16 protein-coding genes are annotated in these 15,314 nt (G+C 33.7%); all 16 read right to left on the bottom strand.

What is annotated here, in order from left to right; genetic code table 11:
* Positions 1-803 precede the first annotated feature (803 nt).
* Complete coding sequence (gene rfbA / locus ACFFUE_RS06720; protein ID WP_327985109.1) at positions 804-1,664, bottom strand: glucose-1-phosphate thymidylyltransferase RfbA; 861 nt, start codon at positions 1,662-1,664, stop codon at positions 804-806.
* 11 nt (positions 1,665-1,675) lie between these two features.
* Positions 1,676-2,755: a dTDP-glucose 4,6-dehydratase gene (gene rfbB, locus ACFFUE_RS06715; RefSeq protein ID WP_376833808.1), complete on the bottom strand. Its 1,080-nt coding sequence runs from the start codon at positions 2,753-2,755 to the stop codon at positions 1,676-1,678.
* 101 nt (positions 2,756-2,856) lie between these two features.
* A complete protein-coding gene (rfbC, locus tag ACFFUE_RS06710; protein ID WP_376833806.1) occupies positions 2,857-3,402 on the bottom strand; it encodes a dTDP-4-dehydrorhamnose 3,5-epimerase in 546 nt (181 codons plus the stop codon).
* A gap of 27 nt (positions 3,403-3,429) precedes the next feature.
* Entirely contained in the window at positions 3,430-3,873 is a 444-nt protein-coding gene (locus tag ACFFUE_RS06705) for an adenylyltransferase/cytidyltransferase family protein (protein ID WP_376833804.1), read from the bottom strand.
* 90 nt (positions 3,874-3,963) lie between these two features.
* On the bottom strand, positions 3,964-5,097 hold the full coding sequence (locus tag ACFFUE_RS06700) for a DegT/DnrJ/EryC1/StrS family aminotransferase (protein WP_376833802.1): 1,134 nt from the start codon (positions 5,095-5,097) through the stop codon (positions 3,964-3,966).
* Between the two features lie 25 nt (positions 5,098-5,122).
* Positions 5,123-5,728 carry a sugar transferase gene (locus ACFFUE_RS06695; protein ID WP_376833800.1) on the bottom strand — a complete coding sequence of 202 codons (606 nt, stop codon included), beginning with the start codon at positions 5,726-5,728 and terminating at the stop codon, positions 5,123-5,125.
* 22 nt (positions 5,729-5,750) lie between these two features.
* The gene (locus ACFFUE_RS06690; protein ID WP_376833798.1) at positions 5,751-6,299 is read right to left on the bottom strand and encodes a sugar transferase; all 549 of its coding nucleotides are present in this window, start codon (positions 6,297-6,299) and stop codon (positions 5,751-5,753) included.
* 68 nt (positions 6,300-6,367) lie between these two features.
* Positions 6,368-7,267, bottom strand: a complete 900-nt coding sequence (locus ACFFUE_RS06685) for an NAD-dependent epimerase/dehydratase family protein (protein ID WP_376833796.1) — start codon at positions 7,265-7,267, stop codon at positions 6,368-6,370.
* 10 nt (positions 7,268-7,277) lie between these two features.
* A complete protein-coding gene (locus ACFFUE_RS06680) occupies positions 7,278-8,429 on the bottom strand; it encodes a glycosyltransferase family 4 protein (RefSeq protein WP_376833794.1) in 1,152 nt (383 codons plus the stop codon).
* A gap of 31 nt (positions 8,430-8,460) precedes the next feature.
* Positions 8,461-9,537 carry a glycosyltransferase family 4 protein gene (locus tag ACFFUE_RS06675; RefSeq protein WP_376833792.1) on the bottom strand — a complete coding sequence of 359 codons (1,077 nt, stop codon included), beginning with the start codon at positions 9,535-9,537 and terminating at the stop codon, positions 8,461-8,463.
* On the bottom strand, positions 9,537-10,775 hold the full coding sequence (locus tag ACFFUE_RS06670; RefSeq protein WP_376833790.1) for a glycosyl hydrolase family 28-related protein: 1,239 nt from the start codon (positions 10,773-10,775) through the stop codon (positions 9,537-9,539). The genes ACFFUE_RS06675 and ACFFUE_RS06670 overlap by 1 nt, the downstream gene beginning before the upstream one ends.
* Positions 10,776-10,915: 140 nt before the next feature.
* Positions 10,916-11,815: a glycosyltransferase family 2 protein gene (locus ACFFUE_RS06665; RefSeq protein WP_376833788.1), complete on the bottom strand. Its 900-nt coding sequence runs from the start codon at positions 11,813-11,815 to the stop codon at positions 10,916-10,918.
* A gap of 7 nt (positions 11,816-11,822) precedes the next feature.
* On the bottom strand, positions 11,823-12,716 hold the full coding sequence (locus ACFFUE_RS06660; protein ID WP_376833786.1) for a glycosyltransferase: 894 nt from the start codon (positions 12,714-12,716) through the stop codon (positions 11,823-11,825).
* The gene (locus ACFFUE_RS06655) at positions 12,716-13,783 is read right to left on the bottom strand and encodes an EpsG family protein (protein ID WP_376833784.1); all 1,068 of its coding nucleotides are present in this window, start codon (positions 13,781-13,783) and stop codon (positions 12,716-12,718) included. Before ACFFUE_RS06655 ends, ACFFUE_RS06660 begins: the two co-directional genes overlap by 1 nt.
* Positions 13,783-15,045, bottom strand: a complete 1,263-nt coding sequence (locus ACFFUE_RS06650) for an oligosaccharide flippase family protein (protein WP_376833782.1) — start codon at positions 15,043-15,045, stop codon at positions 13,783-13,785. Before ACFFUE_RS06650 ends, ACFFUE_RS06655 begins: the two co-directional genes overlap by 1 nt.
* Positions 15,046-15,052: 7 nt before the next feature.
* Positions 15,053-15,301 (bottom strand): hypothetical protein, encoded by a 249-nt coding sequence (locus tag ACFFUE_RS06645; protein ID WP_376833780.1) that lies wholly within the window; start codon positions 15,299-15,301, stop codon positions 15,053-15,055.
* Positions 15,302-15,314: the final 13 nt, after the last annotated feature.

The raw sequence follows: 15,314 nt of genomic DNA, 5'->3' as shown, positions 1-15,314 counted from the left end.
AAGCTGTATTTTAGTTATATTGATAACTTAATAGGAATAGGTCAGCCTTGGACTGACCTATTTTATTTTTGCATAAACTCCAATTACATAGTAAGTGTTAAGCAATAATGCCATTTACCACACGAAATGGCACTAGACCCCGCAAGGTTTTTTAATTTGGCTAAAGCCTTTTGGATAAACCATATCAAAAGTCGGGTTAAAATCCGGCCCTATTGAAAAAAAAACATCAACCGCTAAGACGCCAAGAAACGCGGAGGATACATAAGACTTCTACTTCTCTCAGGCGGACATTTCGCGAAACCTTTCTTTACATAGTTTAAAAACTTATGGCTTAAAGCCTACGGCTTAATCTGGGTTTAATAGAAATATAAATACCCTTTTATTACCCATTAATACCCTTCATTAATATATTAAATACCCTTCCGAAGGGGATAAAATACCTAGCCGAACCCTATTAAATACCTTTCATTAATATATTTAATACCCTCCCGAAGGGTATAAATACCTAACCAAACCCTATTAAATACCCTTATAACACCCATTAAATACCCTTCATTAATGTATTTAATACCCTTCGGGAGGGTATTTTTTTCTGTTCCGAAGAGTATTCTGATATGAAACCAACTATTTTTAGGCTTATGTAGAGGTTTCTCATTTCCTATAGGTTAAAGTTAGTTATTTTAAACTTGTTTTGGGAAGCATTATAAAAAACACCTATACTAATACAAAATCCCCAGTGAATTAGTGAAATTCTACTGAGGATTGAGCATTATAACATCCTATTAAAAACCAAATAATAGAAATTATTTTACTAATCTTTTCAGATACGCTCCATAGCCACTTTTCCCATATTTTTCAGCTGCTTTTAGAAGCTCCTCTTTCCCGATGAAGCCTTTAAGGTAAGCAATCTCTTCAATACAAGAAATTTTGAAGCCTTGTCTTTTTTCCAATACTTTTACAAACTCTGAAGCCTCGTGCAGAGAATCAAAGGTTCCAGTATCCAGCCACGCTGTTCCACGGCTCATCACCCCTACTTCAAGCTGACCTTTTTCAAGGTATATTTTATTGATATCGGTAATTTCCAATTCTCCCCTTGGCGAAGGCTTAAGGTTTTTAGCATATTCCACCACAGAATTATCATAAAAATAAAGCCCTGGCACAGCATAGTTGGATTTAGGTTCCAAAGGTTTTTCTTCAATGGAAATCGCTTTTTGGTTTTCATCAAACTCCACCACGCCATAACGCTCTGGGTCTGCCACTTGATAAGCGAACACGCAACCTCCTTTCACATTGGTCTTGCTTTCCAAAAGCTGTGGCAAGCCTGTTCCGTAGAAGATATTATCCCCTAAAACCAAGGCTACAGAATCATCCCCGATGAACTCTTCCCCTAAAATAAATGCCTGAGCTAGACCATCTGGGCTGGGTTGTACTTTGTATTCAAACTTACAGCCAATTTGCGAACCATCTCCCAAAAGCCTTTGGAACGCTTCGCTATCGTGAGGGGTTGTGATAATCAATATCTCCCGAATTCCCGCCAAAAGTAGCGTAGAAATAGGATAGTAAATCATTGGTTTATCATATACGGGCATTAATTGCTTGGATACCGCAATCGTTAATGGATAAAGTCTGGTACCGGATCCACCGGCTAGGATTATGCCTTTCATTTGTTCCTATGTTAGTTATACTGCTTCTCGTAATACTTCTGATAATCTCCGCTGGTTACATTTTCTAGCCACTCTTGATTCTCAAGGAACCAATCGATGGTTTTGGCTAAGCCTTCTTCAAAGGTTACGGATGGTTTCCAGCCGAGGTCTTTATTGAGTTTGGTAGCATCTATCGCATAGCGTTTATCGTGCCCCGGGCGGTCTTTCACGAAGGTGATGAGCTTCTCTGAATAGCCCTCTGGTCTGCCGAGTTTTGCATCCATTTGTTTAATCAATTCTTTGATAAGGTCGATATTTTGCCATTCGTTCCAACCACCGATATTATAAGTTTCTCCCGTTTTTGCTTCGTGGAAAATCTGGAAAATAGCTTTGGCGTGGTCTATTACGAATAACCAATCGCGGGTATATTTTCCATCGCCATAAATCGGTAATGGTTTTTCATTGATGATATTGGAAATACACAGAGGAATCAATTTCTCTGGGAAGTGATTTGGCCCATAGTTGTTGGAGCAATTGGAAACGATAAACGGCAATCCGTAAGTATTTCCGTAAGCTCTTACCAAATGGTCGCTCGCTGCTTTACTCGCAGAGTATGGCGATTTTGGGTCATAAGGTGTGGTTTCTGTAAAAAATCCTGTTTCGCCCAACGCTCCATACACTTCATCTGTAGATACGTGATAAAACAAATTGATTCTTGGGGTATCAGGAAAATTTCCGTGTGTATGTTCTGGGTTTAAAGTCCAAAACTCCTTGCATAGGTTCAAAAGATTAGCCGTTCCCATCACATTGGTATTGATGAAGGCATTAGGGTCGGTGATACTTCTATCCACGTGGCTTTCCGCAGCGAGGTGCACCACAGCATCTGGATTGTGCTTTTCAAAAACCTTTCTTAGTTCTTCAGGTTTTGTGATGTCTGCTTTCTCAAAAATATAGTTGGGTTCGTTTTCAATGTCTTTTAGATTTTCGAGGTTTCCCGCATAGGTAAGAGCATCAAGATTGATAATTTTAGTATTGGGTAAGTTTTTTACAAACTCGCGTACCACGTGGGAACCTATAAATCCTGCCCCACCTGTTATGATGATTGATTTCATTATTTTATGTTTTTATTGTTATATGATAGTTAGGTTAAAAGACTATAAATTAAAATGTTATAAAATCTTAACTTTTTAGCTTTTTAACGCTCTAACATTGCTTAAAAATCTTTTTCTACAAAAGTTTTCTGCACTTTATCTTTTTCTGAAAGGATAACATCTTCCAAAGGCAATTTCCAATCTATATCTAAATTTGTATCATTCCAAATCACGCCACCTTCGGATTCTTTATTGTAGAAGTTATCGCATTTATAGGCGAAAATGGCCGTTTCACTCAGCACAGCAAATCCGTGAGCAAATCCTCGCGGTACATAAAATTGCAACTTATTCTCCGCAGTAAGCTCTACGCCAAACCACTGACCAAAACTAGGGGAGTCTTCTCGCAAATCTACCGCTACATCAAACACCTTGCCTTCTAAACAAGAGACCAACTTTGCCTGAGCGTGTTCTCCTTTTTGCAAATGCAATCCGCGAAGGACGCCATAGGATGATTTAGAAATATTGTCTTGAACAAAATGTCCGTTCATCCCTGTGAGTTCTTCAAATTTTTTCTCATTGAACTTTTCATAGAAATACCCTCTTTCATCTTCAAAAATGGTAGGTTCTATGATATAGCAATCTTTAAGAGGCGTTGGTTTTATTTTCATTATCTTACAGATTTCTATACTTGGGTATTATTTAGATTGTTCTAGTTTTGCTGCTTCCTGTTCGTAAACTGCTCTCTTTAAACCAGAACTTGAAAAACGATGATCTCTTTTATTGTAATAAATCTCAATACCTGCTTCTTCGCAATATTGCTTTCCTGTAAAATCTTTATCACGGTAATCATCCCCGATAATGCGAACATCAATCACAAATGAACGCAAAATATCTTCCACATCCTGCTCTGTAACATAGGGAATAATTTCGTCCACATCTTTACACGCTTTCAGCTGGATATAGCGTTCCACGATAGTTTGAGTAGGTTTGTTTTTACTAGCCCTCTCCATAGAAGGGTCTATCTGTAAGCCCACGATGAGATAATCACAAACGGTTTTAGCTTCTTCTAACATTTTAATATGCCCTGCGTGAAGTAAATCAAACGCTGAAAAGGTAATGCCTATCTTCTGTGTTTTCATTATTTTTTCTCAATTTTAATGATTTTACAAAAGTACATTATTTTCAGTAAAAAAGAGAAAATCACCTCAGCAATTTTCTCTTTTTGATGGTTATTTCTTCAGTTCAAAAACCACTTGTTTTATCCTTTCTCTTTCCTCGTCTGTTAGATTGCTTCCTGATGGTAAACAAAGTCCATTATCAAATAGAGTTTCCGCAATTTTCCCTCCATAGTAGGGAGCATCTGCAAACACAGGTTGCAAATGCATTGGCTTCCACAATGGACGAGATTCGATGTTATGTTCCAAAAACTTCAAGCGTAAATCCTCTCGGTTGAATCCTGCTTTCTTCTCATCGATAACAATTGCCGATAACCAATGGTTGGAAAAGAAATCTTCATTAGGTTCGGTAAAAACTTCCACCCCTTCAAAGTCTTTGAAAAGTTCTTGATAAAAAACATTCATCTTTCTACGAGCGTTGATTCTATCTTGCAAAACCTCCATTTGTCCTCGTCCAATTCCTGCCGAGATATTGCTCATTCGGTAATTGTATCCTATTTCAGAATGCTGATAATGTGGAGCGTTGTCCCTTGCTTGTGTAGAAAGGAAAACAGCTTTTTCTTTCTGTTCGTTGGTTTTGCAAACTAATGCTCCACCACCAGATGTGGTGATGATTTTATTTCCATTGAAACTCAAAATAGACATCTCGCCAAAAGTTCCGCATTTTTTTCCTTTATATGCACTTCCCAATGCTTCAGCAGCGTCTTCTATCACAGGGATTTCGTATTTCTGTGCGATTGTCATAATCTCGTTCATCTTAGCTGGCATTCCATAAAGATGCACTACGATAATAGCTTTTGGCTTCTTTCCTTTTGAAATTCTGTCTTTTATAGCTTCTTCCAAAGCCGTAGGACACATATTCCAAGTTTTGAGTTCGCTATCGACAAATACCGGAGTTGCTCCTTGATACACAATAGGATTTGCCGATGCCGAAAAGGTCATACTCTGACAAATGACCTCATCGCCTGCTTTAACTCCGAGAATAATTAAGGCTAAATGCAATGCCGCCGTCCCCGAAGATAACGCCGCAACTTTTATATTTTCATCAAGATATTGTTCTAAATCAGTTTCAAAACCTGCCACCAGCACTCCACCCGATGCTAAAAAATTAGCATCAAATGCTTGGGCGATGAATTTCTGTTCCTCTCCCGTAAAGTGCGATGATGAAAGCCAGATTTTTTTGTTCATTTCTAAATCGTTTATTTTATCTGCACTAATCATTCCCCTGAAAGTCTCCTGCTGTGGCGTGCCCATCTTCATTTACATTCTCCGCTTTCAATACCTTCCAAAGGGTGAGCCATAGAATTTTCATATCCAATAGAAAGCTAACATTGTCCACATACCAAACATCCATCTCAAACCGCCGAAGCCAATCGGTATTGTTGCGTCCGTTCACTTGTGCCCATCCAGTGATGCCTTGCTCAACTTCGTGGCGGCGTTTCTGAAATTGATTGTACAATGCCCCGTAATACAACGGCAAAGGACGAGGTCCAATAAGACTCATATCCCCTTTTAAAACATTGATGAGCTGTGGCAATTCATCCAGAGACGCTTTGCGTATCCAAGCTCCCAGCGTGGTAAGTCTTTCGCTATCTGGAAGGAGGTTTCCACTGGCATCTCGGGCATCGGTCATCGTTTTAAATTTGATGATGGTAAAAGGCTTCCCTCCCTTTCCTATTCTTTGTTGAAGAAAAAATGGTGTTCCTCTATTGACCCAACCCAATGCCAATGCCATCACTACGAGTATTGGCAAAACCAAAACCATCCCTATCAATGCAAGGATAGTGTCTGATGTAGGCTTGATAATTTTAGGGTACACAATAATGATTTTCTTATATCTCCTACCGTACTCTATCCCCCTGTCCTTTTCCGCCCACGGTGGCAAAGATGTATCGAAAATAGGTTTTGATATCTAGGTTTTGATACATTTCGGCATCCAACTCTGCTAGTTTTTTCGGAGTAGACATATCTACTTCGTTGATTTGTCCAAGACCGGTAATCCCTGGAAGATAGTTATACACGCCGCGTTTTTCGCGTTCTTCTATCAGTTCGGTTTGGTTAAACAAGTTCGGTCTTGCTCCTACCAAACTCATATCGCCAATAAGCACATTGATGAGCTGTGGCAATTCGTCCAACTTCGTTTTTCTTAGAAAACCTCCAAATTTGGTTATCGAAGATTTACTTGCCAAATGCGATGCTACCGATGCTGTATCCTTATGCATTGTTCGGAATTTATACAACCTGAAAGGCTTTTTATTTTTCCCGACTCGCTCTTGTGCAAATATAGGCGAACCTGTATCAAACAGCCCTATAATATATAAAATCAACATTATAGGAGATAAGAATAGTATCCCAAAAAATGAAAATATAAAGTCAAAAAATCGTATCATTCTTTTTTATTTTTTAATGGTTATTTATCGCAACCACCATTACGGCAACCCATATTGCGATACAATACTTATTTCTTTGCAAAACTCCTAATGGTTTTTTCTAAGCCTTCTTTGGCGGTAAGAGGCAGTTTTTCTATTCCTAAAGCCGTTTTTATTTTTTGATTAGAAACGACATAACTTTCTGTGAGTTTTTTCAATCGTTCGGAATTGAGTGGCAGCGAGAACTTATCTCCCAACTGTGCTATTTTCTTTATCCAATTTTCCGACCAGTACCACAATTTCGGTTTTTTGTTCAATGTTGTAGAAATAATCGTTATCAGCTCGTTGGTAGATAGGTACTCATCATCAGCAAAATTATAAATTCCTGATGAAATTTCTTTTCTTTTGAGAATTTCAAATACCATAAAATTCAGATTATCAATAGACAGAAAAGAGCGTTTGTTTTCAAAAGAAGCTAAAAACCAAGGAATACCTTTTTCTACAATTTTGTATAATAAGCTAAGATTTCCCTTATTGCCCTCACCGTGTATCATACACGGGCGGATGATGAACACACGCTTTCCCTCGGGTAATTTTTGAGCTAAAAGATATTTTTCCGCTTCGAGTTTTGATTTTCCGTAAGGGGTTTGCGGAAGCGATAGATGTTCTTCCGTCAAAACTCCATTGATGGTATCTGCTGTTGCTTTTACACTACTGAAATATATAAAATCTCGAATGTCTGAATCTAAAAACGCGTCGAATAACTGTTTAGTAAGCTCGGTATTGACGTGGAAATATTCTTGTTCGTCTGAGGTATTGCTCGTATCGTGGGCTTTACCCGCTAGATGAATAATTGCGTCTGCTTTGTGTTCTAATTGCCAATTAGCATTTCTCAAAGAGAATCTCAACACTTCTACACCGTTGTTTTCTAAATATTTAGACAAATTTTGTCCTACAAACCCCGACGCTCCTGTAATGATGGTTTTCATTGAAATTGTTTTAATACTTCAATTTATTGTTAATAATATCCCAAACTATTGTTTGCTCAAAATTTTCTAATATAAATTTGCGGCCTTCTATGCCATGCTCAATACATATGTCAGGATTGTTTCTATAAAACTCTATTGCTTTTTTTATACTTTCTTTTTCATTTAATATGAAAACACCCGTTTTTCCATCTATTATTGCCTCCTCACATCCTGTAGCTCTTGTAATTACTATTGGTAGAGCCATAGATGAAGCTTCTAAAGATACAGTCGGAAATCCTTCTCTATAGGTTGGTAATATGAATACATTCATCAATCTAAAAAAAGGAGCAGCATCTCTTACATAATCCGTATATATAATCGTTTTGCTATCATATATATATTCTCTAACATCTTTTCTAACAGAATCCTTTTCCTCAAACGGCCCCACTAGTAACAACTTTAGATTCTGATATTTTTTTTCTGTTTCTATCTCTTTCCAAGCATCGATTATATCATCAATCCCTTTATCATGAACTAATCTACCAACATAACCTATCACAAAATCATCTTTTTTTATTTCATATTTTTTCCTAAGATTCTCTATTTCCCCCTCAGTATAACTATTAGGATTAAATCTCTTCAGAGCATCCACTCCATTGCATGTACCTTTTCCTAAAATAATATTTTTATCTTTAGCATTTAATCTATCCTTTATAGAAAAATTCTTTACTCCATAGCTAACATTAACAACCTTATGAGCTAATAGCCCACTTATTCTCTCAATATTCTTTAATATAAATTTCTTTAAACCAACTGAAGTTTCATAGGCTATACCATGACGGAAATAAATTCTATTTTCTACTCCAGCAATATAAGCTGCTACCATTCCTACTATACCTCCTTTAGGTGTATGAGCAACTACAACATCAAATTCTTCTCTCCGCATTACTTTAACTAAGCGATAAATTGCTTTGATATCCTTTATTGGACTTATTTCACGTGTTATTTCTGTTGGAATAGGAATATAGTTCAATTCTTCTTTCCATTCCTGTAACTCATCAGATGATGAACATGCTAAGTAATATTCATTACCTGTTTTATTTTTTAGATATTTAAATTGCTCTCCAAAAAAATGTTTAATTACAAATGAAATTGTAACTATATGCAATACTTTCTTTTGCATAATACTTTTTTTATTTAGTTCTTAGATTCTGCTATATATTTTTATACAAATTTACTTGTTTGTTAATCAAACTATATATATTATACTTACTAGCTTTATTCTTTCCTCTGCCGGAAATCATTACATAATACTCAATATTATTCAGAGATAATATCTTTTCCTTTAAATCCTCTACATTACCTCTTTCAAAAAGTATTCCTCCATCTTCAACAACTTTATTCAGACCTTCTACATCTGATGCTATAGTTGGAATCCCACAGGCCATTGCTTCTGCAGCTGCTAATCCAAAACCTTCCCAATGAGATGATAAGATTGCTACATCACACATCTTTATCAAAGCTATCACATCTCTTCTTAATCCAAAGAAAAAAACTCTTTTGCCTAACTGCTGATCATAAACTAATTTCTCTAAGTCACTCCTTCTTTCTCCATCACCTACTAAAATTAGTTTATAGTTATCGGGAAGAATCTTCAAGCATTTTATTACAGTATCTTGATCTTTTTCTCTTCTAAAACCTGCAACCATAATGAGCAATTTATCTTCGGAGGAAAAGTTAAAATCCACTCTACTATATTTTTCTTGTCTATTTATCTCCTCTATATTAATACCATTATTTATCACTTGTAGCTGATTATCTGGAATCTGTAGGTTTATTTTCAATTGCTTTTTCACTTCCTCTGTAATACAAATTATTTTAGCATAATATTGGTATATAAACCTCTCTACCCATCTTAATCTAGGGTTTTGCAACCTTCTATTGCTTGTACTATGCTCTGTGAAGATTAATTTAACTCTCGAAAATGATAAAATCTTTGCCAAAACCAAAAAATACTGCACAGGAAACAGGTGAGCGTGAATGACATCATACTTTTTAAGCAATGGCATCAACCTAAAAATATGCATAGGATTATACACACTTCCTCTAGAAAATCCATACACTTTCCCCTTAAAATTCTGCATTAATTTTTCATAGAAAGGTGTTTTATGGGCATTGAGTAAAGCCAAATCTACGGTTATACCTTTTTCTTCAAATAAAGGAAGAGTATCTACCACTAATTTTTCCGCTCCGCCTGTATGTAAGCTATTGATGATGTGCAAGATTTTCATTATTTAACAAAAATTGTTTTTTGTATTTTATTTTTCTTTAACATTCCTTTTCCGTAATTAAAAATTCCCAACCCTTTTCTGTTTCCTGAATGAAAAGAATTAGATTCAAAAATAATATTAGAACTTCTATTATTTATAATAGCGTTCGTTTCATATTCATAATCATCCTTCACAATAAAATGATTTTTCTCAAATTTCATTTGTAAAGAACTTTCTCCATTAGTTACGATATAAACCAACGCTCTGTCTCCGTAGCTCCCATAGCCGTAAGATTTTCTTAAATTTTCATCTTTTATAAGCCCTTCATTGGTAAAAATATTATTTCTAAATATAGATGATTGATGTTGATTAGACAGATTTTCTGCAATAATAAACCCCATATCAGAACCCTTAAACTCGTTATTTTCAACCAGATGCCCTCCATAAGTAGCTTCAATATGCAGAGGTCTATCGTATCCTCCAAGTATTTTATTTTTAATAATTTTTATATTTTCTGCCATATACTCCACCACTATTCCTGCTCTTCCGAATTGTTTGGTTCTAAAAATATTATTGAAAATGATATTGTTTTTAATTTCTGCTGATTTTACATTGGATAAATAGATGGCATCTCCGTAACTATCAGATTTTGGATGATGACCCCAAACATCATTAATTTTAGAGTTTTGAATCACTACTTTATCAAAACGACTACTCAAATCAATACCCTCCTGCTGTGTGGTTGATATATGAATCCCTTGTCCATAATGATTCTCTACAATGACATTATCCACATATGCTTGATTTTTATCTGTAATTAAAATTGCAGCATTCCATTCGGCTTTATTTATTTTATTATGGGCGGGTGTATAAGGTGTATTATTGCCTATAATTTTAAAATTCTTAATAGTAAAAATACCCTTAGATGGCGTAAATAGAAAACCTTTTGCCCAGATCAAATTCTTTTTTGAAACAGATTTAATAATAGGAATTTTTCCATTTTTGTTTTCCCCTACAAAACTTACTTGCTTTTCAAGAAAATCAAAAATTAATTCATCAGAAATGATATATTCTCCTTCTGGCACGAAAATATAAGGAATTTCGCTTTGACTTATCGCCGAATTGATACATTTTTGAAAAGCTTCCCAATCATCCTTATTATCATTTGGCACTGCTCCAAAATCCTTCACATTATAATTTTGTTGTCCATTGCAAAATAGACAACAAAATAGTGATAAGAAGACTAATTGAAACTTCATTTTTTCTATTTTTTATAATTTTAGTTTATTTACCTACAAATGTATCATCTATTTTTTCTTAAACAACCCTCTAAATATTGATGAACATATATCTATAACAAAATTATTTAATTTCACTTACATTTAGGAAATAATCTAATTTACTTTTTATTGAGTTTATTTAATTTTTTCTTCCTATAATAAAACAATCCGAATAAAACAGGTAAATACCAAACAAATGTTAGCAATTTATCATTTGAATAATTAATTGTTCGTCTGAAACTTTTTTTAGCTAGTATAGAATAATTTATATATTTGATTGTATTTAAATTTTTATTCTTAAAAGATAAATTCTCTGCTTGTAGTTTCTTTTTTTCATATATGTAAGAATTTATATTATTCATAGCTAATTTAAAAACATTATTGGTCATTCCTTCTTCTAAATAATCTCCATAATAAAATATTTCATTAACCAATTTATACAAACCTTTATCATTAGCATTAATATAAGGAATATTATCCGGTAAAAATTTTTCCCCTTCAAAAGGTAACTCATAACTCTCTTTATAAATCGATGTCCTAATTATAAATAATTTATCAGAACTTATCGCATTTTTACCAAAATACAAATTAATATAATTAGACTCCCCTGTTTTAAATTTTTCACCTACAATCTCTCCATTGGTATAAGCTTTTAGCCCCAAAACACCTATATATCTACTTTCATCTATTTTTTTTATTTGCTCTAAAATTATTTCTACTGCGTTATCCGCAAGATAATCATCTGAATCTAATACAAAAGTATATCTACCCTTAGGATTTTGGTCAAATCCTAATTTGACAGCACTTGTTTTCCCCCCATTACTTTTCTTATAATATCTAAAATTAATCTTACCCTCCGAAGACCATTCAGATGCTATTATTTCTGTATTATCAGTAGAACCATCATCAACTAATATCCATTCTATTTTATCTATATATTTGTTCCTTAAAATACTTTGGTATATATTACCTAAACAATATCCTCTATTGTATGTTGCTGTTATAATTGATAATTCCATAAATATTCTATTTTATAGGCCTTAACAACATCTTCATAATAAGATATAAAGATGAATGATTTAATTTAAACTGATTTTTTAATACCAAACCAATACATTGCAATAAACTTGTGGAGTGATAAATTTTCAAATATTCTGAAAAAAGATGTCTTTCTTTTTCATCAAAAAGCTCTTTATATTTTTCATTAAAACCAACAAATGAACGATGATGCTTTTCATCAATTACAGGAAATCTATTTCTCATTTTACTATTGATACTAGTATCAGCATTAGAAGTCGTTTTCCCCTCATGTTGCTGCCTATATAGCATTAATTTATCATCTAAATAAATTAGTTGACCAAAACTAATAGCCCCCAAAGTGATAAGAAAATCGTGCATTGTCATATAGCCATCATAATCTTTAATGACATCAAAAAGTTTCTTATTAAACATTAAAGAACAGCCCTGTAAACCACCTGCTATGAAAAATAAATCTTTGAAATTTTGTAATTTCGGCGAAGGTATCTCTCCTGTAATTCCCTTTTTTGGAGCATAAAGATAACCATTTGCAAATACCGCAGAAGGTTCTTTTTCCTGCTTTAACCTTTCATACATTATCTCCAATTTGTTTTCCAACCAAATATCATCCTGGTCACAGAAAATAATATACTCTGCCTCGGCATAGTTTTTCAATAGATGCAAAAAGTTTTCTCCTGCTCCTCCACATTTGATTCCATCTTCTATTAATATTATTCTATTATCTATTTCTTGAAATTTCTTAACAATTTCAATAGTTTTATCGTTAGAACCATCATCGTGTACTAACAATCGCCAGTTGGTATAAGTCTGTGTCAACAAAGAATACAATTGTTGCTGTATATATTTCTCACCATTATAAGTTGCTAAAAGTATGTCAATCATTATTCTATGAATGTTTTATATGGTCTTACTAAATTTTCATCTATCATGTTCAAACCGTAATAGAGAAGAAAACAAGCGGTAATAAAATAAATCAAAATAAATGCTTCTCTCATTTTTACCTTTTTACTAAGCTCTTTTAAAGTATAAGGCAATAGTAATATGGCAAACTGAAATAATATAAATGTAAATCTTTGAAAAATGGCTGACTGAATAAATAAAAAGTTCAAAGCGACTCCTATTGATAAAATTTTAAAATAGGAATCCATTATGAAATCTTTTTCTTTTTTGTTAGCTGTTACCAAATAATATAAAATCATAATAATCAATCCTACTGCAGAGATCATCAGCCCTCCCCCTCCATCTTCATCCAAATACAGCATCATATGGTCATTTGCTAATCCCATTATTAATAATAAAGGAAATAGATTAATCATTTTTCCAATTATTATAGTTGGTAATAAAGATAGAAAATATATTTTATTATTTTTAACCAATATCAATACCAACAATACTGGAATTATTATCATTACGGAATTATGAAATAAGACAGCCAATAAAAAAAATAAAATACTTTTCTTATATTTTTTATTTAGATAGAAATCTACCACCCAAAAACATAGTGCTGAGGCAAAAGCATATCTTACCTGTGTAAAATCTCTGTATAAAAAATAGAAAGACAAATAGAATAATAAGGACAAAAATACATATCGACTCTTTTGATAAAAAAAATAATAACTTGTTAGTCCTGTCATCACAGCCATCAACATAAATAGAGTATGAACATCGAAACCTAAAAATGAAACTAATTTATTAAGTAATACATATCCACGCTCCATATAGCCATATCCTCCTGCTATAATCTCTGACAATGAAGAACGATCATAAAAATAAAACATAAACTCATAATGCTTCCCATCATTATCTATCCCAACCTCTCTAAAACCAACCACACCTACTGTAAACAAACAAAAAGCTATGTATGGTATCAGTTTTATGATTTTAAAATGAATAAAATCAAAGAAACATAGCAAGAATGCTATAATAAATACTGTGTAATAAACTTCCATTACATCAATTTATTTTTTACAACCATTATCACCATCAATAAAAATATCACTACCTCTACCACCATCATTATTCCAATTGCCCCCCATAGTTCGTAATATTTTATACATAATAGCGAAAAAGGCAAACTAATTACTCCTACCCAAATATATATCTTAGAGAAAATCCTTTTCTCCTTCTTTCCTCCTAGCCCCAAAAGACCTAACTGCCCTACTATCCCTCCCAAAGCAATAGGAAAAATCATTAGCATAAAGATTTTTAGCATCGTATCAATCCCTTTATACCCTTCCAGAAAATGAGTAATGATATAATCTTCCGCCAATAAAAATGTGATGTAAGACAGACTCAATACCCCAAAAGTAATCCCCAATATCAGATAAAATATTTTCTTCGCTTTCTGGAAATTATCCCTCTTCATCTGTGCAATCACAGGAAAGCAAACTTGATTGATAGGGCTAAAAATCCCAAAACAAATGACTCTTACAATCTTTTCCATTGCCCCAAATAACCCAACATTATAATTCGTAGAGAAAACCCCCAGCATCAGTGTAAGACTATTCGTATAAAGGCTAATGGTAGAATTGGACAAAAATATAGGAACTGCCTCCTTTATCTCTTCCTTATAAACGCTTATCTTTCGAGCAATTTTTATGTCAGAAAAGTAATTTTTATAATTCTTATAAATGTAAAAAAAAGCCAAAATTCCCGATAAACAAAAAGATAAAGACTGAATAACTATTGCACTTAGATAATCCGTACTCTCTCTTACAAAAACAAAAATAAGCGGATAAGTAAGTATTTTAGAAACAGCGGATATCATTCCCAAAGGCTTCATTTTATTCATTCCCTGAAACCACCATAGTGGAAAAAACACATTCCCAAACACCATTATGTAAGAATAAAAAATTCCTTCGGTATAGACTCCAATCTTTGGAACAAATGCCATCAAAATTCCCACAGGTAATAAGGATATAATAGATAACATCCATTTAATAAAAATAATATTCCAAAAAGTTTCCCTCACCAAATTCTGATTTTCACAATTTTCTGCAATTTTTTTTGTAGCTGAAATATTAAATCCAAAATCTACAAACAAAATCACAAACTGCGAAAAAGCAAATACAAAACTATACACCCCAAAACTTTCTACCGACAGGGTTTTTAGTAAATATGGAAGTACCAAAATGGGCAAGAGTATATTCAACCCCTGTACCATATACATATACAATGCGTTAATTGCTATTCCTTTAAGTTCTTTTTGCATCTTTTAATTATTTCAAAAAGTCCGAAAAGCTTCTACTTCTTATCGGACTTTTTACTTTCTCTCTCTTCCCCTTCACCAGCTTTGCTAAGCTTTCCAAGAGTTGTTTATCCTCTCTCAGCGCTATTTTGGCTACAGCATAGCAGGTTCGTACCCAATCCGTTAATTCTTTAAAGGCTTCATCTTTTTTCTTAGTTGCATCTTGGCTTTCGCCCTTTTCCATTATATAGTGCGTATAGGCAGCGTTTACTTCCTTCACCTTCGCTTGTTTT

The sequence above is a fragment of the Bergeyella porcorum genome (assembly GCF_042427575.1).
Classification (GTDB): domain Bacteria; phylum Bacteroidota; class Bacteroidia; order Flavobacteriales; family Weeksellaceae; genus Bergeyella; species Bergeyella porcorum.
This window is presented reverse-complemented; position numbering and strand designations above follow the sequence as displayed.